General features: G+C 45.4%; 28 protein-coding genes. 21 read left to right on the top strand and 7 right to left on the bottom strand.

The annotated features are described in order from the left end of the window. Positions 1-55: 55 nt before the first annotated feature. Positions 56-421 (bottom strand): hypothetical protein, encoded by a 366-nt coding sequence (locus MBO_RS04300; protein ID WP_036364218.1) that lies wholly within the window; start codon positions 419-421, stop codon positions 56-58. On the opposite strand from MBO_RS04300, the gene MBO_RS04295 reads away from it, so the two are divergent. The 11 genes from MBO_RS04295 to MBO_RS04245 all read left to right on the top strand — a co-directional run bounded on the left by MBO_RS04295 (position 420) and on the right by MBO_RS04245 (position 8,436). Beyond that, on the top strand, positions 420-581 hold the full coding sequence (locus MBO_RS04295; protein WP_160169663.1) for a hypothetical protein: 162 nt from the start codon (positions 420-422) through the stop codon (positions 579-581). The genes MBO_RS04300 and MBO_RS04295 overlap by 2 nt on opposite strands. A 414-nt stretch (positions 582-995) precedes the next feature. Then, on the top strand, positions 996-2,714 hold the full coding sequence (locus tag MBO_RS04290; protein WP_227712669.1) for an acetolactate synthase 3 large subunit: 1,719 nt from the start codon (positions 996-998) through the stop codon (positions 2,712-2,714). Then, positions 2,714-3,226: an acetolactate synthase small subunit gene (ilvN, locus tag MBO_RS04285; protein ID WP_036364209.1), complete on the top strand. Its 513-nt coding sequence runs from the start codon at positions 2,714-2,716 to the stop codon at positions 3,224-3,226. Before MBO_RS04290 ends, ilvN begins: the two co-directional genes overlap by 1 nt. Then, positions 3,226-3,510 carry a putative quinol monooxygenase gene (locus tag MBO_RS04280; RefSeq protein ID WP_036364205.1) on the top strand — a complete coding sequence of 95 codons (285 nt, stop codon included), beginning with the start codon at positions 3,226-3,228 and terminating at the stop codon, positions 3,508-3,510. Before ilvN ends, MBO_RS04280 begins: the two co-directional genes overlap by 1 nt. 105 nt (positions 3,511-3,615) lie before the next feature. Continuing rightward, positions 3,616-3,783, top strand: coding sequence for a hypothetical protein (locus tag MBO_RS04275; protein ID WP_155399902.1), 168 nt, complete (start codon positions 3,616-3,618; stop codon positions 3,781-3,783). 12 nt (positions 3,784-3,795) lie between these two features. Then, entirely contained in the window at positions 3,796-4,167 is a 372-nt protein-coding gene (locus MBO_RS04270; protein ID WP_052585300.1) for a type II toxin-antitoxin system VapC family toxin, read from the top strand. A 57-nt stretch (positions 4,168-4,224) separates the two neighbouring features. Continuing rightward, the gene (ilvC, locus tag MBO_RS04265) at positions 4,225-5,247 is read left to right on the top strand and encodes a ketol-acid reductoisomerase (protein ID WP_036364200.1); all 1,023 of its coding nucleotides are present in this window, start codon (positions 4,225-4,227) and stop codon (positions 5,245-5,247) included. 176 nt (positions 5,248-5,423) lie between these two features. Further along, the gene (locus MBO_RS04260; RefSeq protein WP_046698565.1) at positions 5,424-5,855 is read left to right on the top strand and encodes a hypothetical protein; all 432 of its coding nucleotides are present in this window, start codon (positions 5,424-5,426) and stop codon (positions 5,853-5,855) included. Between the two features lie 319 nt (positions 5,856-6,174). Continuing rightward, entirely contained in the window at positions 6,175-6,387 is a 213-nt protein-coding gene (locus tag MBO_RS04255; RefSeq protein WP_036364195.1) for a cold-shock protein, read from the top strand. 244 nt (positions 6,388-6,631) lie between these two features. Next, positions 6,632-7,381 carry an electron transfer flavoprotein subunit beta/FixA family protein gene (locus MBO_RS04250; RefSeq protein ID WP_036364191.1) on the top strand — a complete coding sequence of 250 codons (750 nt, stop codon included), beginning with the start codon at positions 6,632-6,634 and terminating at the stop codon, positions 7,379-7,381. Between the two features lie 122 nt (positions 7,382-7,503). After that, positions 7,504-8,436 (top strand): electron transfer flavoprotein subunit alpha/FixB family protein, encoded by a 933-nt coding sequence (locus MBO_RS04245; RefSeq protein WP_036364186.1) that lies wholly within the window; start codon positions 7,504-7,506, stop codon positions 8,434-8,436. 56 nt (positions 8,437-8,492) lie between these two features. Here MBO_RS04245 and MBO_RS04240 read toward each other — a convergent pair whose 3' ends face one another. The 3 genes from MBO_RS04240 to MBO_RS04230 all read right to left on the bottom strand — a co-directional run bounded on the left by MBO_RS04240 (position 8,493) and on the right by MBO_RS04230 (position 11,251). Further along, a complete protein-coding gene (locus tag MBO_RS04240; RefSeq protein ID WP_036364182.1) occupies positions 8,493-9,359 on the bottom strand; it encodes a metallophosphoesterase in 867 nt (288 codons plus the stop codon). Continuing rightward, positions 9,356-10,153, bottom strand: a complete 798-nt coding sequence (locus tag MBO_RS04235; RefSeq protein ID WP_036364177.1) for a TrmH family RNA methyltransferase — start codon at positions 10,151-10,153, stop codon at positions 9,356-9,358. The genes MBO_RS04240 and MBO_RS04235 overlap by 4 nt, the downstream gene beginning before the upstream one ends. 93 nt (positions 10,154-10,246) lie before the next feature. After that, entirely contained in the window at positions 10,247-11,251 is a 1,005-nt protein-coding gene (locus MBO_RS04230; protein ID WP_036364174.1) for a class 1 fructose-bisphosphatase, read from the bottom strand. 202 nt (positions 11,252-11,453) lie between these two features. Here MBO_RS04230 and MBO_RS04225 point away from each other — a divergent pair, with 202 nt between their 5' ends. From MBO_RS04225 to MBO_RS04215, 3 genes are all read left to right on the top strand, one after another. Then, on the top strand, positions 11,454-12,464 hold the full coding sequence (locus MBO_RS04225) for an aspartate carbamoyltransferase catalytic subunit (RefSeq protein ID WP_036364170.1): 1,011 nt from the start codon (positions 11,454-11,456) through the stop codon (positions 12,462-12,464). Between the two features lie 76 nt (positions 12,465-12,540). After that, positions 12,541-13,218, top strand: a complete 678-nt coding sequence (locus MBO_RS04220; RefSeq protein WP_046698559.1) for a tetratricopeptide repeat protein — start codon at positions 12,541-12,543, stop codon at positions 13,216-13,218. 29 nt (positions 13,219-13,247) lie between these two features. After that, complete coding sequence (locus MBO_RS04215) at positions 13,248-14,402, top strand: dihydroorotase (RefSeq protein ID WP_036364161.1); 1,155 nt, start codon at positions 13,248-13,250, stop codon at positions 14,400-14,402. A gap of 61 nt (positions 14,403-14,463) precedes the next feature. Here MBO_RS04215 and MBO_RS04210 read toward each other — a convergent pair whose 3' ends face one another. Further along, positions 14,464-15,963 (bottom strand): YihY family inner membrane protein, encoded by a 1,500-nt coding sequence (locus tag MBO_RS04210; protein WP_036364155.1) that lies wholly within the window; start codon positions 15,961-15,963, stop codon positions 14,464-14,466. A gap of 176 nt (positions 15,964-16,139) precedes the next feature. On the opposite strand from MBO_RS04210, the gene wrbA reads away from it, so the two are divergent. Next, positions 16,140-16,736 (top strand): NAD(P)H:quinone oxidoreductase, encoded by a 597-nt coding sequence (wrbA, locus tag MBO_RS04205; protein WP_036364150.1) that lies wholly within the window; start codon positions 16,140-16,142, stop codon positions 16,734-16,736. A gap of 12 nt (positions 16,737-16,748) precedes the next feature. After that, positions 16,749-17,153 carry a hypothetical protein gene (locus tag MBO_RS04200; RefSeq protein WP_036364146.1) on the top strand — a complete coding sequence of 135 codons (405 nt, stop codon included), beginning with the start codon at positions 16,749-16,751 and terminating at the stop codon, positions 17,151-17,153. Positions 17,154-17,223: 70 nt separating this feature from the next. Here MBO_RS04200 and MBO_RS04195 read toward each other — a convergent pair whose 3' ends face one another. Then, the gene (locus MBO_RS04195; RefSeq protein WP_036364403.1) at positions 17,224-17,865 is read right to left on the bottom strand and encodes a DUF3108 domain-containing protein; all 642 of its coding nucleotides are present in this window, start codon (positions 17,863-17,865) and stop codon (positions 17,224-17,226) included. A 292-nt stretch (positions 17,866-18,157) separates the two neighbouring features. Here MBO_RS04195 and MBO_RS04190 point away from each other — a divergent pair, with 292 nt between their 5' ends. From MBO_RS04190 to groL, 5 genes are all read left to right on the top strand, one after another. After that, positions 18,158-18,532, top strand: a complete 375-nt coding sequence (locus MBO_RS04190) for a hypothetical protein (protein ID WP_036364141.1) — start codon at positions 18,158-18,160, stop codon at positions 18,530-18,532. Further along, positions 18,516-18,800, top strand: a complete 285-nt coding sequence (locus MBO_RS04185) for a hypothetical protein (RefSeq protein ID WP_152545100.1) — start codon at positions 18,516-18,518, stop codon at positions 18,798-18,800. Before MBO_RS04190 ends, MBO_RS04185 begins: the two co-directional genes overlap by 17 nt. A 1-nt stretch (position 18,801) precedes the next feature. After that, the gene (locus MBO_RS04180) at positions 18,802-18,957 is read left to right on the top strand and encodes a hypothetical protein (RefSeq protein ID WP_080702187.1); all 156 of its coding nucleotides are present in this window, start codon (positions 18,802-18,804) and stop codon (positions 18,955-18,957) included. A gap of 101 nt (positions 18,958-19,058) precedes the next feature. Then, positions 19,059-19,343 (top strand): co-chaperone GroES, encoded by a 285-nt coding sequence (locus MBO_RS04175; protein ID WP_036364135.1) that lies wholly within the window; start codon positions 19,059-19,061, stop codon positions 19,341-19,343. A 50-nt stretch (positions 19,344-19,393) separates the two neighbouring features. Next, positions 19,394-21,031 carry a chaperonin GroEL gene (gene groL, locus MBO_RS04170; protein ID WP_036364132.1) on the top strand — a complete coding sequence of 546 codons (1,638 nt, stop codon included), beginning with the start codon at positions 19,394-19,396 and terminating at the stop codon, positions 21,029-21,031. Between the two features lie 95 nt (positions 21,032-21,126). Here the strand turns inward: groL and MBO_RS10315 are convergent. Next, positions 21,127-21,186: FAD-linked oxidase C-terminal domain-containing protein (locus MBO_RS10315; RefSeq protein WP_152545101.1), on the bottom strand; the 60-nt coding region annotated here is incomplete at its 5' end.

The following is a 21,186-nucleotide window of genomic DNA, read 5'->3' as shown; positions in this document are numbered from 1 at the left end:
ATTGATTAAAAAGTTAGTTAAAAAGACCGTCATCGTGCGGTCTTTTTTTGCTGTTTTAGCTATTTTGGCAGTGGAGGTTGAGTGCATCTTGAGTTTGGCGAATGCGATGTCTAACTTCATCGGCGGTTAAGGCTTTTTGGGAGCCATCATCGCTAATCTCATGGACGTCGCCACCTGCGTTTAGTGTTGCTAGATTATCTCGCAGGATTTGGCATTGTTTTTGCCTTGTGGCGTCTATTGGTGGCGCTGCTGATTTTGGTTGATAAAAATTAAGAGCTGTGTGACTGCCTTGAGGTGGTAGCTGGCTATAACGCGGCTCGCCATATTTACCGATACTTTGATAAACAGTGACAGCTTGAGCATTGGCTGATGCCATCATCAGCGCGATAGACGATAGGGTGTAATGAAGGGATGTTCGCATGAGTGTCATCATTAGGATTTGGGGTATTGTAGCATTGATGCGATCAGAATGTTCGGATTTGACGGGTTATTTCATGGTTAAAGGTTGGAAAGATGATAAATTACAAAAAATCCGAACATATGTGCAAAATGGGCTTGGCAAAAGATGGCTTTTGGGTTAATATAGTCGCGTAGTATTTTTGATAACTAATTTCGTATTTATTCATACTTATCATAAAAATTAGTTATAAATGAATTTAAAGTCGGCGTGATTTTTATCCAAAATTGCGTTTGTCAGATTAAATTTAACAAATTACCGTTTGTTCATGCTGATCTGACATTGCTTTAGACTTATCGGTCTGCAAGACGAACATCATGTCAATACTCTTTTGTCTTTGTCGGTTCATACTTGCACCTGCCTTTTGTCTGTAGCAACTTTATTGTGTTTGTTTAATTTACCCATCTGGTAAAAAGGATTGACAATGACAGAGCAAACCACCCAAGCCCCCAACATGACGGGCCATACTCAGACGGCAGACGCCGCCAAACATTTCCGTGAAAATCAAGAAAAACTTGCCCGTGGCGAAACTGTCGCCATGAGCGGGGCAGAGCTGCTTGTGCAAGCCTTAGTTGATGAAGGTGTGACCCATATCTTTGGCTATCCTGGCGGTGCGGTGCTGCATATCTATGATGCCCTATTTAAGCAAGACAAGATTGAGCATATCCTGGTTCGCCACGAGCAGGCGGCAGGACATATGGCGGACGCTTATAGCCGTGTTACAGGACGTACGGGTGTGGTACTAGCCACGTCAGGGCCTGGCGTTACTAATACCGTAACCGCCATTGCCACAGCGTTCATGGACTCCATTCCTATGGTGGTGCTGGCAGGACAGGTGCCAAGCACCTTGATTGGTGATGATGCATTCCAAGAGTGCGACATGATCGGTATCTCTCGCCCAGTGGTCAAGCACAGCTTTGTCGTGCGCAACCCAGCTGACATTCCTGAAATCATCAAAAAAGCTTTCTTTATCGCAAGCTCAGGCCGTCCTGGCCCTGTGGTGGTGGACATTCCTAAGGACATGACGAACCCTGCCGATAAATTTGACTATGTCATGCCAAGTGAGATTAACATTCGCTCATATCAGCCAACTTCCAAGGGGCATGGCGGCCAAATCAAAAAAGCTCTAGACGTACTACTTTCTGCCAAACGCCCAGTGCTATACTCAGGTGGTGGCGTAGTGCAAGGTGGTGCGTCCGATGAACTGCGTGAACTTGCCAATTTGTTAAATCTGCCCGTAACCAATACACTCATGGGGCTAGGGGCGTATCCTGCCACGAGCGAGCAGTTTGTGGGCATGCTTGGCATGCACGGCACTTATGAAGCCAACATGACCATGCACCATGCGGACGTTATCCTAGCGGTGGGGGCAAGGTTTGATGATCGGGTTACCAACAACGTCAAAAAATTCTGCCCGAACGCTACCATTATTCACATTGACATTGACCCAACGTCTATCTCAAAAACCATCAGTGCCCATATCCCTATCGTAGGTGATGTCAAGCCTGTCTTGACCGAAATGGTTGCGCTTATCAAGTCGAGTGATAAACGTTTAGACGAACACGCTCTTGCTGATTGGTGGACGCAAATAGGCGAATGGCGTAAGCGTCATGGTCTGCGCTACAGTGATGACACGGACGCCGACGTCCATGCGATCATGCCACAACGTGTCGTTGAAACACTGTGCAAATTGACAGACGGTAAGGCGATTATCACCTCCGATGTTGGTCAGCACCAAATGTTCGCCGCTTTATATTATAAATATGACGAGCCGCGCCAATGGCTAAACTCTGGCGGACTTGGCACCATGGGCGTGGGCTTGCCTTATGCCACGGCGGCAAAGCTTGCCTGTCCTGAAAAAACGGTGGTTTGTATTACGGGTGAGGGCTCCATTCAGATGAATATCCAGGAGCTATCAACGTGCTTTCAGTATAATCTGCCCGTTAAGATTTTGAATTTAAATAACGCCCAGCTCGGTATGGTCAAGCAATGGCAAGACATGCTGTACGAAGGTCGCCACGCCCAAAGCTATATGAAATCGTTGCCTGATTTTGTCAAACTTGCCGAAAGCTATGGGCATAAAGGCGTAAAAATCACCAATCCTGCCACCATGGAACAAGAGCTAAAAGAAGCCCTAGAACTGGACGGTTTGGTATTTATTGATGTATATGTGGACAGAAGTGAGCACGTCTATCCCATGCAAGTGGCAGGGCAGTCCATGCGTGATATGTGGTTATCAAAAGGGGAGCGTACCTAATGGCACAGTTACAAAAACATCTGATTTCGGTACTTATGGAAAACGAAGCAGGCTCGCTGTCTCGTGTGGTTGGGCTGTTCAGTCAGCGTGGCTACAACATTGATACGCTAAACGTTGCCGCCACCGAAGACCCCACGTTGTCACGACTTACCCTAACCACGATTACGACCGCCGATAAGATTGAGCAGATTACCAAACAACTGCATAAACTCATTGAAGTGGTTAAAGTCCAAAATCTGTCCGAAGTCTCTGGCGGTAGTCAGATTGAGCGTGAGCTGATGCTTATCAAAGTGCGAGCGACAGGGGCATACCGTGAAGAAGTGTGTCGCACGGCGGACATATTCCGTGCCCAAATCGTGGACGTGTCGGCAAACCTTTACACCATTCTTATTACAGGCGATGCAGGCAAGCTAGACGGCTTTATTGAAGTCATTGGACGAGATAAAATCCTAGAAGTGGTACGTTCTGGCGTGATTGGTATTGCAAGGGGCGAGCGCACGCTTTCTTTGTGATGGCAAAAGTTGTCCTAAAAGGTCATATCATCATTCCTAAAACCAATCGGCAAGTTATTTTAGATGAACTTAAAAAACACATTGACTTAACACGTCAAGAAAGTGGTTGTTTGATATTTCAAATCACACAAGACAACAGCGATGCCGATAAGTTTTGGGTTTATGAAGAATTTGTGAATAAAGAAGCCTTCGATTTGCATCAAGCTCGTGTGCATTTGTCAGATTGGGGGCGTGTTTCTTGTGGTGTACAGAGATATTATGAGCCTTTGATTGTTGTTGATTGATTTTGTGAGAAAAATACGATTGTAGAATAGGCAAGCCTACCACTTGCGGTGCAGACTTATATTTAAAATGAGCAAAAAGTACAGCTCGTTGTGCAAGGCGAACAGGTGCATTTAACGCCCTTACATCAATTTGCATCAAAGCCAAGAACCCCAGGTTTGCTTGCTCATTTGAACATTCATAGCGATGATGATTTTTGGTTTGAGCCAATGAGTGAAGAAGAATTGGCTTGGTGGAATGGCGATAAAACCGATAAATATGGCATTAGTTTATGAGATATTTGTTGGATGCGCACACGCTGGTTTGGTAGTGGACACAGCAAGATAGTTTGTCAAAAAATTGCTTTGCAAACCATTATTGGTCCATACAATCAAATTTTTGTTAGTCCTATTAACCTTTGGGAGATGAGCATTAAATACCATAAAGGTAAATGGGATGAAACAAAATTGGTAATTCGTGATTTTGAAAAATTGGTGCAGGTAAATGAGTTTGAAGTAATGCCTATTAAATTACAACACGCACGCCTAGCAGGACAATTTCAAGAAAGCCATGCCGACCCTTTTGATAGAATGCTTGTTGCTCAAGCAATGAGTGAAAATTTAACTTTGATTAGCAAAGACAGTAAATTAACCAAGTTTAATATAAATTTACTTTGGTAAATAATTCAACCCCCGCCCCTGATATTTATCTATGGGCATTATTTTAAGGAAACTCGTATGAGCTTAAATATTTTTTATGACAAAGATTGTGATCTATCAATCATCCAAGGCAAAAAAGTTGCCATCATCGGTTACGGCTCACAAGGTCATGCCCACGCCCTAAACCTAAAAGACAGCGGTGTTGATGTGACTGTGGGCTTGCGTGCCGGCTCTGCATCTTGGAAAAAAGCTGAAAATTCGGGCCTAAAAGTCGCTGAAACTAGTGATGCGGTAAAAGGTGCTGATCTGGTAATGATCCTAACACCTGATGAATTCCAAAAGCAGCTATACGCAGAAGTGATCGAGCCAAACATTAAACAAGGCGCGACGCTTGCCTTTGCTCATGGTTTTGCCATCCACTACAACCAAGTTGTGCCACGTGCTGACCTTGATGTGATTATGGTTGCACCAAAAGCACCAGGTCATACTGTACGTTCTGAATTCGTGAATGGCGGCGGTATTCCTGATCTAATTGCTGTCTACCAAGACGCATCAGGTCAAGCTAAGCAAGTAGCGCTATCTTACGCATCAGGCGTGGGTGGCGGTCGCTCTGGCATCATCGAGACGACATTCAAAGACGAAACTGAAACTGACTTGTTCGGTGAGCAAGCCGTTCTATGTGGTGGTGCGGTTGAGCTTGTTAAAATGGGCTTTGAGACCCTAGTAGAAGCAGGTTACGCCCCTGAAATGGCTTATTTTGAGTGCTTGCACGAGCTTAAGCTGATCGTTGATTTGATGTATCAAGGTGGCATCGCGGACATGAACTATTCAATCTCGAATAACGCTGAATACGGCGAATACGTGACTGGTCTTGAAGTGATCAATGATCAGTCCCGCGCGGCCATGCGTAACGCGCTAAAACGCATCCAATCTGGCGAATACGCGAAAATGTTCATCTCTGAAGGTCAGTTGAACTATCCATCAATGACCGCTCGTCGCCGTCAAACTGCTGAGCACGAAATCGAAAAAACTGGTGCAAAACTACGTGCCATGATGCCTTGGATTACCGAGAGCAAAATCATCGACAAAGAGAAAAACTAATTTTCTTTTTAAAGATAAAAACAGCTGTCCTTTTGGGCGGCTGTTTTGTTTGGGTGTTTGTTTGTGGTTTAAATCATTTTCTAAAAACCCCCAAATAAGCACATAAAAATCAAATCTGGTGTACAATAGCTGCCTATCTCATTAAATTTCATCTGAAAATACAAAATAAGCGAAACATGGTTGATATTAATTTTACGAATCTTTTGAGTGCTTTATCAGAGTTTGAGACTTTGTATATTGTGGCGAGCTACATCATCGCCGTTTTCATTTGGCTTGAATCAACGTGGGTGCTGAATAATGACGGTAAGCTCCCTGAGTCCAGTATCTTTGCACTGGTCAGTCTTGCGACCTCATCATGGCTTGTGGTGTCTGGGCTTGCGCTGTTTTTCTTGGATTTTAACGGGCTTTCGATGAGCGTGCCTGTGGCTTATGGGATCTATTCATTGATGGGGTGGATTTATGGCGCACGTTTGATCTCTACTAAGGACATCGACGACCCAAAGGACATCATACTACCTGCAAATTATCTAAATTTTTGTCGTTCTTTTGCTCTTGTCTTTGCGTTACTGTGTGGCTTTGTGCTTGCCAAGCCATATTTACCCATTTAATTGCCTTGGTTACAAATAAATCTCCAACGTGCCAAAATAATCCCCCTTTTGTGGCTAAAGTCTGTTATACTGGCATCCATGGTATTTATGTACCAGTAGTAAGTTTTTGCAAGACGCCTCTGGGCGAGTGTTAAAACGACTTTGAAACTTGCGGACAAGTGGGTTTTAGGGCGTATTTGAACTATCTTTGAACGTTGTTTATTGTATTGGTTGAAATTTAGACGTCTTTTTACATTAAGACTTATTTTGCACGTTTTGGCAACATAAATATTTTAAACAGGCAATTTTGCCATTTTTTCGATCATACAGGAATTTTCCCATGTCAAACAAAGTTCAAGGCACTGTTAAGTGGTTCAACGAAGCTAAAGGTTTTGGTTTCATCGCTCAAGACAACGGCGGTCAAGACGTATTCGCTCACTACAGCGCAATCACCGGTTCTGGCTTCAAAACCTTAGCCGAAGGTCAAAAAGTATCTTTCATCTTAGGCGAAGGCAAAAAAGGTCCACAAGCTGAAGAAATCGAAGCGCTTTAATTCACAGAATTAAGCCTATGATTAAAAACACTGCTTATCCAGCGGTGTTTTTTATTGCCAAAACAAATAAGTGACTGATGATTCACAAAAATGATTTGACCCAATTGGGTGATTTTTCTGATAATCAAAATACCAAGCACACCAAAGTAATTGGTGCCAAGCCTTTATTTGCAAATTGATATTTACAAATCTGCCTGCAAATGATATAAAGAAGGGCGTATCCATAACAAATCACGGAGCTATCATGAAAGTATTAGTAGCGGTAAAGCGCGTTGTTGACCATAATGTAAAAGTTCGCGTTAAAGCGGATGAGTCGGGTGTGGAATTGACTAACACCAAAATGAGTGTAAACCCATTTTGTGAAATCGCCATTGAAGAAGCGGTTCGTCTAAAAGAAAAAGGTGTGGCTACCGAGGTTGTGGCGGTATCTATCGGCACAGCACAAGCTGCAGAGCAGATCCGTTCGGCGTTGGCATTGGGCGTTGATCGCGGCATTCTGGTAGAGACTGATGAGAGGCCTTATCCGCTACAAGTCGCCAAGATTCTAAAAGGCGTGGCTGAAGCAGAGGGTGCACAGCTGATTCTACTGGGTAAGCAAGCCATCGATGATGACAATAACCAAACAGGTCAAATGCTATCGGCGCTAATGAATGCATCACAAGGTACGTTTGCGTCCGAGGTTGTGGTGAGCGGCGATAAAGTACAAGTAACCCGTGAGATCGATGGTGGCTTGCAGACGGTTGAATTGGCACTGCCTGCAATCATCACGACTGACCTACGTCTGAACGAGCCTCGTTTTCCGAAACTACCGAACATCATGGCAGCTAAGAAGAAGCCATTGGACAATAAGACGCCAGCTGATTTTGGCGTGGACATGACGTCCAAGCTAACTACACTGAAAGTCAAAGTGCCAGCTGAGCGTGGTGCGGGCGTGAAAGTGGGTAGCGTTGATGAGCTGATCGATAAACTTCGTAATGAAGCGAAAGTAATCTAATGCCAAAGCATGGCTTGTGCATCTAAGCTCTGATAAATTAACCATCTTAATTGTCAGAGTCTCACAAGTCAGCAATCAACTTTGACAAAATTGTATTATAAAATTGCTAAAAGGATAAAACCATGACCGTACTAGTTTATGCTGAACATGATAATACCGAATTAAAATCTGCTACTTTATCAACCATTACTGCCGCTACCAAGATTGATAGTGATGTGCATGTATTGGTGGCAGGCGCCAATGCCCGAGCTGTCGCGGACAGCGCAGCTCAAGTGGCAGGCGTGAGCAAAGTTTTGCTTGCTGATAATGCTGCCTTTGCCCATCAATTGGCAGAGAACGTTGCGCCATTGGTTGTTGAGTTGGCGGGTGGCTATACACACATCATCGCCCCTGCAACTACGACAGGCAAGAATTTCTTGCCACGTGTGGCAGCGCTATTAGATGTTAGCATGGTATCTGACATCACGGCTGTGATCGATGCGAAGACCTTTGAGCGTCCGATTTACGCAGGTAATGCGATCGCAACTGTGCAGACTTCTGAAGATAAAGTTGTGCTTAGCGTGCGTGGCACTGCTTTTGATGCAGCGGCAGCGACTGGCGGCAGTGCAGCGGTTGAGAGCGTGAGCGCAGGCAGTGATGCGGGCAAATCAACCTTCGTTAAAGAAGAGCTGGCTAAGTCTGACCGTCCAGAGCTGACTTCTGCTAATATCGTCGTCTCTGGTGGTCGTGCATTGGCAAGTGGTGAGAATTTTACCAAATACATCGAGCCTTTGGCGGACAAGCTGGGTGCTGCGGTTGGTGCTAGCCGTGCAGCTGTGGATGCAGGCTTCGTACCAAATGATCTACAAGTTGGTCAGACTGGTAAAATCGTCGCGCCAAGCTTATATATCGCAGCGGGTATCTCAGGTGCGATTCAACATCTGGCAGGCATGAAAGACTCTAAGACCATCGTTGCTATTAATAACGACCCAGAAGCGCCAATCGCTCAAGTGGCCGATTATTTCCTAGAAGCGGACATCTTCACGGCATTGCCAGAGCTGACTGCAAAACTATGATGGGCATTGAGCATCTGAATAAAAATCCCCATGACTCAATGGGGATTTTATTTAACCTAACCGTTGGGAATGGTTAAGAATACCAACTCTGGACGATTAAATATTCTGGGTATCAAGCGTGTGGATTCTTTGGCCAGTCCACGACTGACGATGAATTGAGTGTGATGGCTGTGTGATTGTTGATTATCAAAATGGTAGCTTCCTCCGGCATATTTTGGAAATAGTCCTTGATCTGGAGCAAACAGTCCATTGAGTATGTGGGGAATGCGCCATTGACCGCCGTGTGCATGCCCACTGACGACAAAGTCGAAAGGGTATTGTAGATAATCGTTAATGTACTCTGGTCGGTGAGTCAGTAGGATATTAATGTGATCTGAGTTGGCAAGATTTCCGACGGTGCGTAAGTCTTGGTTGAATTTATCGACAAAAACAGGATCGGATACGCCATGAATGTGAATGTTGCTGGGTTTGCCATCAATCGATAGGACAGTGCTTTCACCGTGTAAAATCTTAATGCCGTAACTTTTGATTTTATTTTCTATGTTGGCATAGTCAGCAGCAGGCAGATACAGTTCATGATTGCCATTGACATAGTATACATTTGGCGTAATTTTGGTAAGTTGGCGAAGCAGTATGTCCGTATGCGTCGGGGGCAAATCATCATCATAAATGTCGCCACCTAACAAAATCATATCGGGACGACGATTCTTCAAAGGGGTGATGATTTCTTTTTGTTCATCGCCATAAAAACAACTGTGCAGGTCAGTGATGATAGCTATGGTAATTTCATGTTGGCTGTTGACATGGCTGGCAGTGTAATCTTGATTGATGAGTCTGTCATCAATGGCAATGAGTGTGATGGCGGTCAATGATGCTAAGATGGCGAGCAGCATTAAGATTTTGTGTACTGACAAATGTTTCATGATGGACAATCCAATGTTTGGTTAAACTGACGCTGACGCAACATCTCATAAAAACATATTGAGCCTGCCACACCAACATTCAGACTCTCTTGACCATTTGGCTGGGGTAGGGCGATGGGCGTGGCGTTTTGTAAAAAAACATCAGACACCCCCTGTCCCTCATGCCCCAATACCCAAGCGATGTGTGATGTCAAATCGTGATTGTAGATAACTTTGTTGGTATGACTGCTGGTGGCATATAAAGGGGTTTTGACTTGACTTAAGATGTCATCAATGCTGATGTGCTCATGAATATCTAAGGCGAAGTTTGCCCCCATGCCAGCACGCAAACATTTAGGCGACCACAGATGGGCGGTATGTGGTGTGGTGATGATGGTGGTGATTCCGACTGCTGATGCGGTGCGTAGGAGCGTGCCGATGTTGCCAGCGTCTTGTAAGCCGTCTAAAATCAGGCAGTCGCCCACCACATCGCCAAGTGTGGGTGTGGGCGTGTCAATAATTGCCATGATGTCCACACCATCCCCGAGCGTGCGAATGTCTTTATACAGGGCATTGCTTGTCATGATGATGTCTTTTTTGGCGATGTTAGCGAGCAATGGGGTGACCTCATCATTCTTAAAGGCAGATTCTGACAGAATGACCTTTGAGGGGGTTAAGCCTTGCTTTAAGAGTGCGTCAAACAAATGCACGCCTTCAATGACCGTCTGTCCGCTTTTTTTACGGGTGCGGTGGTGGGTTAGTAGAGCATGGGCGTGTTTGATGGTGGGGTTATTTTTTGAGGTGATTAGATTCATGGGCGGGCAATTTTGATTTAAACAAAATAGGATATTTGATCTTGTCATGATAGGGTAAAAAAACCGCCAAATTTACGGTTTTTGTTCTTTTTATTAAGCTTTATCCCCGTTTGCTAAGATTCCTGCTTTTTCATGCAAGGCTTTAACGTAGGTCACTTCTTCTTTTGCGCCCAAGACCACAGGCACACGTTGGTGAATTTCGCTTGGGGTAATTTCCATGATGCGCTGTACGCCGTCTGTGCTGGCGCCGCCAGTTTGCTCGATGATAAAGCTCATCGGGTTGGCTTCGTACATCAGACGAAGTTTGCCCGCCTTGCCCGCGATTTTGGTGTCAAACGGATACATAAACACCCCGCCGCGAATCAAAATACGATGCACATCAGCAATCATCGCTGCCACCCAGCGCATGTTGTAGTCTTTGGCTCGTACGCCTGTGTCTCCTTGGGTTAGCTCTTCAATGTATGTCTGAATCGGTTCAAGCCAGTAACGGCGATTCGAGGCGTTGATGGCATATTCAGCGGTGGTTTCGCCGATGCGCACGTTATCATTGATCAGGATATAGGTCTGTGTCATGGGATCAAAGCTAAACATGGCAACGCCCTTGCCAAAGGTAACCGCAAGCATGGTGGATGTGCCATAGATGAAGTAGCCGGCCGCGACCTGGTTTTCACCTTTTTGCAGGAAATCGGCTTCGGTGGCTTTTTGACCTTGACTGTGATAAGGCAAAATAGAAAAAATCGTCCCCACTGTCATGTTGATGTCAATGTTAGATGAGCCATCAAGTGGATCAAAGGTAACCAGTAGAGTGCCGTCATCATTGGCAGGGCTGATCTTGTCAAGCTCTTCTGAGGCGACGCCTGCGCAGTTAGGGTTATGGATTAGGGCGTTTAGCAGTAGGTCGTTAGAGATGACGTCCAGCTTTTTTTGGGCTTCGCCTTGTACGTTTTGACCACCTGCCTCGCCATGAATGCCTGCCAATGCCCCCCTATCAAGCAGATGGCTGATTGCCACGCTGGCGGTAGCAAGTGTCGTCATGGTGCTGGCAAGAGCAGGCGTGGTGTGCGATTCTAGGTATTGGGCTAGGGTGGTCTGTGACATGATTTTTCCTTAATAATGATGATAAATATGATGTAAAATATTCTATCATGAAACACCCCAAATTTCATGTTGCAAATGAGCAATATTTTAATGCTAAGTAAGATTGATTCGTGAAATTTACATTGCTGTTTGGGATGGAATTTTGATAAAATAACCTAATTTGTTTTTAATTCGCCAAAGACCACGCACCTAAGGAAAATCCATGACTGACATCACCGCCCGCCTAAACCAAACCCTTGCCCGTCCACAGCTTACCCCCAATGACGACACCGCCATTCGCCATTTTATCGGCGTTGAGGGGCTGACACGCCCACAGCTTGAAGGGATTATTGATAAGGCGATGAGTTATTTTGATGATAATGGACGGCTTATTAACACTGACGAGCTGTCGGGTAAGACGGTGATGAATCTGTTTTTTGAAAACTCCACCCGCACCCGCACGACCTTTGAGGCGGCTCAAAAACGCCTTGGGGCGAACGTGCTAAATCTTGACATCGCCAAATCCTCCACTTCCAAAGGCGAGACTTTGCGTGATACGCTGTGGAACTTGGAGGCGATGAGTGCTGATATGTTTGTGGTGCGTCATTCATCAAGTGGGGCGGCTCATTTTATGGCGACCGAAGTTACCCCAAATGTTGCCATCATCAATGCAGGGGACGGCTGGCACGCCCACCCCACCCAAGCCATGCTGGATATGCTCACGATTTACCGTGAGGCGGACAAGCCTTTTGATGAGCTGTCTGTGGCGATTGTTGGCGACATCAAGCACAGCCGTGTGGCTCGCTCCGATATCTCGGCATTGACGACTTTGGGGGCGCGTGATATTCGTGTGATTGCCCCTAAGACCCTTTTGCCAAAAGGTATTGAGCGGTATAACGTCTCGGTATTTGAGAACATTGATAAAGGCGTGGCGGACGCTGATGTGATTATCGGCTTGCGTATCCAAAATGAGCGTATCGGCTCGCCTCTGTTGCCGTCCACGTCTGAGTATTACAAGATGTATGGCATTACCGAGGCTCGTGTTGCTCTTGCCAAACCAAATGCTCTGGTCATGCACCCCGGCCCCATGAACCGTGGTGTGGAGATAGCGTCTGGCGTGGCGGACGGCAGTCAATCGGTGATTTTAAAGCAGGTCAATAACGGCATTGCGGTGCGTATGGCGGTCATGGCAATGGCAATGCGTGGGCAGGAGAGTTTGAGAAATTTGGCATAAATCATTGGCTTAATTTGGTTAAATTGTTGGTTGTGTAATACGCACCGCATTTTAACCATTTAATAAGAGAAAAATTATGTTTAAAAAAATTTCAATATTAACCGCAGGATTTTTATTATCTGTATCGGTATTTGCCAGTGATGTACAGGATTTAATTCAAAACGCAGAGAATGGCGATGTGGTGGCTCAGGCAAATTTGGCGGATTATTATCATAACCAACAGGATTATATCAATGAATTTTATTGGACGGAAAAACTTGCAAATCAAGGGTTTGCAACATCTCAATTTAATCTTGGTGTGATGTACAATAATGGTTTGGGTGTACACCAAGATGATGCCAAAGCGGTAGAATGGCATACCAAATCAGCGAGCCAGAATTTTGTGCTGGCTCAGTTTAATTTGGGAAATATGTATAGAAATGGTCGTGGTGTAGAAAAAGATGATAATAAGGCAATAGAATGGTGGTCTAAATCTGCTCAACAAGACTTTGAAAAAGCCCAATACAATCTTGCAGGAATGTATTTAAGGGGTGAAAGCGTTGAGAAGGATTTGAATAAGGCTTTTGAATTATATCAAAAATCAGCACTGCAAGGTAATCCAAAAGCGCAATTTAATTTGGCAAGTATGTATGCAAACGGAGATGGTGTTGCCAAAAACCGGATCAAAGCCAAAGAGTGGTTTAGTAAATCCTGTAAAAATAGCAAACAAGATGCCTGTGAGCAATACGAGATTTTAGAAAGTCAAGGCTACTAATTTTAAAAACATCAGTGAAAGAGAAATTTATGAAAACCCTACTTCCCCCCACTTGGCAATCGCCAAACCTAGATAATGTTCCGACAGACGGCAAATGGCTGATACCACCCATTGTAGATTTGTGCGGACGTTTGCGTGAACCAGGGCATCAGCCGCATGGCACGCTATCAAGCGAAGGCAAGACCGCTCGCATGAACGGCATTTTGCACGTTGTCTTACCGCCCGACACCAACCCTGTGCTAGAAAATGGCTCATTGCTCAAGGGCTTAAAACAAAAAGCATGGGCGGACGGTGGCATTCATCTGCACATTTTGGGGGCATTGACCGCAGGGCTTGACGGCAAACAACCTGCCAACCTTGCAGGGCTAAAACAAGGCGGAGCGATTGGCGTAACCAATGCCACCAAAGGCTTTGAAAATGACCTAGTCATGCTGCGTACACTAGAATACGCATCTACCTTTGATTTGAAAGTGTTTTTTTATCCTGACGAGCCGAGCCTGTCGGCAGGGGGCGTGGCTCATGACGGCTACATTGCGTCTTTTCATGGTTTGCAGGGCATTCCGTGGCTTGCCGAGACCATTGCCTTATCCAAGCAAATCCTTATGGTGGAAGAGACGGGGCTGTCTGCTCATTTTAGTCAAATCACCTGCCGTACATCTGTGGAACTCATCCGCTGGGCAAAACAAAAGGGCTTGCCGATTACTTGCGATGTCGCCATGCACCAGTTGCACCTGACCGATGACGACATTGAAGGCTATAACGCCCATGCCTATGTCCTACCCCCACTTCGCTCCAATACCGACCAACAAGCCCTTATCAAGGGACTACGAGACGGCACCATTGATGCGATTTGCTCGCATCATGAGCCACTATCAAGCAGTAGCAAACAAGCCCCCTTTGCCGAGAGTGCAGCAGGGATTAGTAACTTTGATACCTTTGTGTCATTGGGTTGTAAACTCGTGGCGGATGGTATTTTGACCGCAGAGCAATTGGTTGAGAAAATCTGCACCAACCCTGCCAAAATCGCAGGGATTACAGATTATGAAACCATTGGCGGGGCGGTGCTGATTGACCCAAATCAGTCTTGGACGGTGGGTAAAGACACCATACTATCGGCAGGTAAAAATACACCATTTTTGGGGCAGGTATTGACAGGTAAAGTAGAGCAAGTTTTTTTTGACTGATTTTACCCAATAATAAAGCCGCCAATTTTTAGGTCGGGCTTTATTATTGGTGTATGGGTATTTATTTTAGGCCGTTTTTGAAGTCATTGGCGACTTTCTTGCTTTTGCCAAACAGATGGCGCGCTTTTTTGAGTAGGCGAATGACTTGAGTCAGGCGGCTTTCTGTAAAGGCAGCTTTGCCATCTGGGATGATGAACGATTCGCCATTTTCATTAATTTCGCGGCGGGCGGTTTTTTTGAATCCATCCGCATCGCTCTTGTCTTTGGCATCTTCATCAGTGATGCGTACGATTTCCTCTTTTTTGCGTACGGGCGCGCTATCAAACAGTTCAGACAGTCGCATGTCAAGCTCGCCTTTGGCAGTACGTTCGATCTTGGTAAGGTTCTTATAGATCTCAACGAACCAAGGGTCGTAGTCTGCTGCTTTTAGGGCGTCAAGCTCATCTTTGATTGGGAGCGGGTAGGGCAGGGTTTTGTAGAACTGCCATAGGCTCATGCTGCTAAGATCTGTCTGTAGCAGGTATTCATCATCCTTGGTGCGGGTGATGAGTTTGGCATCGATTAGCTGATCAAGGTAGAGACTCCACTTTGGCAGCTCTTTGCGCCCTAGCACCTGACGAAGATCGTGTTCGCTGACGGTTTTGCCTTCTTGGTAGCGCTTATAAGTTAGGTTAAGCATGTCAAGCAGGCTTAATAATGGGTGGCGTACAGGCACTTCTTTGTTATCAAAAATCGTCAGCGTGTAGCTAATCTCCACGCCCAGCAGAATGATGTTCCAAGACAAGAAGATCCATAATAGAAAAATAGGCAAGGCGGCAAACGCACCATAAATCGCTTCATAACTGGTGAAGTTAGACATGACGGTTCCAAATACTGCCTTTAGAATCTCAAATAAAATGGCAGAGACAATGCCTGCGATGGCGGCATTCTTGAAGGGAACTTGTGCTTTTGGGATGAACCAATACATGCCAATAAAGCCAGCAATCGTAAACAGCACAGAAATCACATACGCCCAGATCGACCAATCAATCCCATAGCCTGCAATCTGACGATTCAAAAAATCCGCGCTCTGAATCGCGCTCGATGCACCGAACGCCACGCCAAGAACGATGGGCCCTAGCGTGATCAGCGCCCAATAACGAATGATGCTTGAAGCACCGCCAGAACGTTCTTTGACGCGCCAAATTTTATTAAATGCGGTCTCGATGGTCATCAAGGTCATCATCGTGGTGACGAATAAACCCACCACACCCACTACGCCAAGGTTGCTGGATTTTTGGGCGAAGCTATCAAAATATTGGCTGATTTGCTCGCTCGATGACGGCATGAGGTTGCTGTAGATGACCGACTGTAATTGTTCGCGCATGTCGGACAGTGCAGGCACGCTAGAGAACACCACTAAGATTACAGTCAAGATCGGCACTAAGGAAAGTAATGTGGTGTAGGTTAGGCTGGCGGCTTTTTGTTGGCATTCATCTTCAATAAAGTGACGCACCAAAAGGCGTAAATACATGAACCATCCAAAATGGGCAAAAGGCAGTTTATTTAAAAAATTCATCATAATCTCAGCTAATCATCCAATAAAATTCATGAATCTTAGTGTAACAAATATCACGCATTTTTAAAGTGTTTTTGGCAAAAAAATAGATAAATTAAGCAGGTTTAAAAATTTGATGCGTGGATTTTGCTAAAATTAAGCTATAATGTTCAAGATTTAATAACCCAAAAAGATAAATAATGACTGATTCATACATCCTAGTGCTATACGACACCAATCACAACCGCACCAAAGAACTCGCCTATGCCATCGCAGAGGGGGTGATGAATACAGGTGCAGCGGTTAAGATACGCCGCGTGCCTAAGGTCTCAAGCGTCACCGAGCAGATGGCACCTGTCATTCCTGATGAGGGAGATTTATATTGTACGGCTGAGGAGCTGTCGAGCTGTGCAGGCCTGGCGGTGGGTAGCCCGACACATTTTGGAAATATGTCCGCCAGCATGAAGTATTTTTGGGATAATACGGTGACGTCATGGTTGGCGGGTGATCTACAGGGCAAGCCTGCCTGTGTGTTCACCAGCAGTGGTACCATGCATGGAGGTAATGAGGTGACGTTATTAACCATGATGGTGCCGCTACTGCATCATGGCATGCTCATGGTGGGTCTGCCTTATGCGCATGCGGAACTTAATCGCACCAATCGCGGCGGTACGCCTTATGGGGTGAGTAGTGTCGCAGGCGCGACTCATGAATTCGCCATGACGGCAGATGAGCGAGCGCTTGCCATCGCTCAGGGGGTACGCCTTGCCAATATCGCCAAAAAATTAGCCAATTAATAAAACACACTCATGAAAAAACCATTTGTTGAAAAACCCATCCAGCCCATCCATCAACGCCTAAAGCTGTTCTGGTGGCTGTGGGTGGTGCTTGCTATCATCATTTATCCGCTGTCTATCATGATGCTAACAGATGTTAATGTCATGAATGGTGTGGTTGTGCAGATTCTGGCGATGTTGCCTGCGTTATTATTTACGCCTGCGATCATGCGTGGCAATTCACCTTACGTGCTGATTTTTGCCAGTATTGTTACGTTGGTATATCTGAGCGTGGCAGGCGTGCTTGCGCTGATTCGCTATTACGAAGGGGTGAGTGCTGGCATCTGGGGGATGCGATTGGTAGAGTTTATTGTCTTGTTATTTATTAATTATTATCTGTTCATTCTACTAAAACGCCTACCACCGATGCACAAATAATCTTAGGCAGACATAATAAAGACAGCATGGCGACAAACCTGCTGTTTTTATTGGTAGCTGACCCATCAGATCAGTTCGTCTTGGTTAGCTCCATAGAGATGGTCTTGCCGTCGTTAGTCTGGCTGACTTTGACGGGTAGGTAGTTTAGACTAGGCGCTAACCAAAAACTCGTCGCACGGTCACGATCGTCATGTACTCGGTCAATACGAACCACATTATAAGTACCTGCAGGGACGGTCAGCTTACTTGTGCCTGAGCGTTTGAATTTGGCGGTATCGATGTTGGTTTTGCGCACCAAATGATAGTTGCCAGAGAATCTGCCGTTAATCAATTCTTGGCGGATTTGGGCTTCTAGGCTTAGATCGTCGTAGGCCTGAGAGCTCATTTTTAGGGTGGTCGATTTGCCTTTATAAGTTGAAACAGCTGTCTTGGCAGAGTTATTAAATTTGATGCTGTGTGTGTTACCCACGCCAAATAGACGCACAGACATTGATGAGCTCGATGGTAGAATTCTGCCGCCTGACAGACCAAACTTAGACGACTGATCGACACTTGCGATGCGAGCAGCCGACGCCTTTACGGTATAGTTGTAGTTATTGCCCGATTTAGTCAGGGTGCGAGTCGCTGTGCCTGATCTGCCGTCTGCTTTGACCACATAAGTGGCAGAAAAGCCCGATAAATCCGTCGCATTGGCAGATAAGGTTGCCCCCATGGCAATGCCTGTGGCAACAGTGGCAGTGGTGGCAGTTTTGAAAAATTTATTTAATACAGGCATAATCACTCTCTTGCTTTGCAAATTAATTTAAAACATGAGCTTATTATTGACATTTTTTGTTACAACTACAAGGGCGATGGCGTGATAATTTGTAGCATTTTGTGAGAAAAATTTCTCAAACCATATTTTATTTGCCATTATCATAAAGCAAACTAATCATTATACATATTTTGTTACATTTTATGTTGTCATATAACTTTTAAAAATTTTGTTAGTTTGTAGGTTTTGTATGACTTTAAAATTATTAAAATCATTTTTAAAATATATCACTATTTTTATCGTCGCACTTATCGCCATTTTACTGTGCTTTTATCTGTATCTCATTAGTGGGTCTGCCAAACAAGGCGATATTACTTGGCATTCTTCAATTTTAACGTATTGGGCTATGTCCCGTGACGTTGCCCTGTCTGCCCCTGCCATAGACTACGGTGGCGTGGAAGATACGGACGAGCAGGGCAACACGAGTACCAAAGCCTATATGGACGCTTGCATACAGCACACAGGGGTGGACATGATGACAATGCTTGGCGAGCTTAACAGGGGTGAGACGGGCGAGTTTAACACTCAGCTACGATTGTCCGAATTTGGTGAAAAAAGGGTTTAGTAAAGATGCTTTATCCCTTGTAAACTTTGCCGACTCCGCCCCCAAACTTAGCCGAGACGACTACATCAAACAAGCCAAAATCATCGATAACGAGGCTCGTTATGATGATATTAAAGAGCGTTCTGATGACTATCTGGACGCTTGCTACTATTGGCAATGGCAAGCGACCGATGATTTAAATGAAAAGCTTATCACGGATAACACGCCAAACCTGCTCTTTGTCGCCCAAAAAATAAGACCTTGCCACACCGCTTGCCAATGCCGTTAATATGGCAAAACGCTTTGATGATACGCTCATCTACACCCCTTATCACGGGCATACCGTGAGTTTATCGGGCATGAATGCGTGCGTGAACGGCTATGTGGTGCCGTACTCGCTTAACCCAAAAGTCAAGTTTGATAAAAAAGTGATATTGTGTGAGTGATAAATTTTTAAAAAAATTATCTTGAAAAATTTGCCCCTAAACACCATTTTTATAAACAATCTGGTTTTGCCAGTATCCCTAACAAGTTAATGGAGAAGTTTATGTCAATTCGTCCTCTACATGATCGTATTGTGGTACGCCGTACCGAAGAAGAGCAAAAAACGGCAGGCGGAATCCTGCTGCCAGGATCTGCCCAAGAAAAACCACAACAAGGCGAAATCATCGCTGTGGGCAATGGTCAAGTGACTGACAATGGCGTGCGTCCGCTGGATGTGAAAGTTGGTGACAAGGTTCTATTTGGTCAATACGCAGGTCAAACCGTCAAAGTGGACGGCGAAGAGCTTTTGATTATGAAAGAAGCTGACGTATTGGGTGTATTGGAATAAATTAAACCCATCTTAAATTACATTAAATCACATTAAAAGAGAGAATAAACATGGCAAAAGACGTAAGTTTTGGCACAACCGCCCGCGAAAAAATGATTGACGGCGTAAACATCCTAGCGAACGCTGTTAAAGTTACCCTAGGCCCAAAAGGTCGTAACGTAGTCATCGATAAGTCATTCGGCGCGCCAACCATCACTAAAGACGGTGTGAGTGTGGCAAAAGAGATTGAGCTTGAAGACAAATTTGAAAACATGGGTGCTCAGCTTGTCCGTGAAGTAGCTTCAAAAACCAATGACGTGGCAGGGGATGGCACCACCACTGCCACCGTACTTGCCCAAGCTATCCTAACCGAGGGCATGAAAACTGTCGCTGCTGGCATGAATCCTATGGATTTAAAACGTGGTATTGACAAGGCGACCCGTGTTGCGGTTGAGCAAATCCACGCCTTATCCACCCCTGCCGATGACTTTAAAGCGATTGCTCAGGTGGGTTCAATTTCAGCCAACTCCGATACCAAGATTGGCGAGCTTATCAGTGAGGCGATGAAAACTGTGGGTAAGCAAGGCGTGATTACCGTAGAAGAGGGTTCAGGCTTTGAAGACACCCTAGAAGTGGTTGAGGGTATGCAGTTTGATCGTGGCTATATCAGCCCCTACTTTGCCAATAAACAAGACAGCTTGACGTGTGAATTTGACAATCCTTACATCCTGCTAGTGGACAAAAAGATTGCCAATATCCGTGAGATTGTGCCACTACTAGAACAAGTCATGCAAACCAGTCGCCCGCTACTTATCATCGCCGAAGACGTGGAAAATGAAGCGTTGGCAACTTTGGTGGTAAACAACTTGCGTGGCGGTCTAAAAACCTGTGCTGTTAAAGCCCCTGGCTTTGGCGACAGACGTAAAGCCATGCTCCAAGATATTGCCATTTTGACAGGTGGTATCGTGATTTCAGAAGAAGTGGGTCTGTCTCTTGAAACTGCCACACTTGAGCACCTAGGCACAGCTAAGAAAACCACCGTTGGCAAAGAAAACACCGTGATTGTGGACGGAGCAGGCGACAAGGCTCAAATTGACAGCCGTGTTGAATCTATTAAACGTCAAATCGAAGAATCCACGTCTGATTACGACAAAGAAAAACTGCAAGAACGTGTTGCCAAACTCTCTGGCGGTGTGGCGGTCATCAAAGTCGGTGCTGCCACCGAAACCGAAATGAAAGAGAAAAAAGACCGTGTTGATGATGCTCTACACGCCACCCGTGCGGCGGTAGAAGAAGGTATCGTACCAGGGGGCGGCGTTGCCCTAGTACGTGCGTTGTCTGCATTGGCCGAGCTCAAAGGCGACAATGACGACCAAAACGCAGGTATTAATATCCTACGTCGTGCCATGGAAGCCCCACTTCGCCAAATCGTAACCAACGCTGGCGATGAAGCATCTGTGATTGTCAATGAAGTCAAAAACGGCTCTGGCAACTACGGCTACAACGCTGCCACAGGTCAGTATGGCGATATGCTAGAAATGGGTATTCTTGACCCTGCCAAGGTAACTCGCTCTGCCCTAGAACACGCCGCCAGCGTGGCAGGTCTTATGCTCACTACCGAAGTGATGATTACCGACAAACCTGCCCCAGAAGCCCCTAATATGGGTGCTGGCATGGGCGGTATGGGTGGCATGGGCGGAATGATGTAATCGCCTAGCTGTCAGCTATTGACTACCCAACAAAAAAATCCTGTCGTTATGGCAGGATTTTTTATTAATTTGAATTTATGATAATGGCGTTAAGATTAATCCATGTCAAAGACTTTGCCGGGATTCATAATCCCATTAGGGTCAAACACCGCCTT

Origin of the sequence: Moraxella bovoculi 237, assembly GCF_000696305.2 — a bacterium.
Classification (GTDB): Bacteria; Pseudomonadota; Gammaproteobacteria; order Pseudomonadales; family Moraxellaceae; genus Moraxella; species Moraxella bovoculi.
Note: the sequence above shows the minus strand (reverse complement) of the source record. Positions and strands in the feature narration are given on the sequence as shown.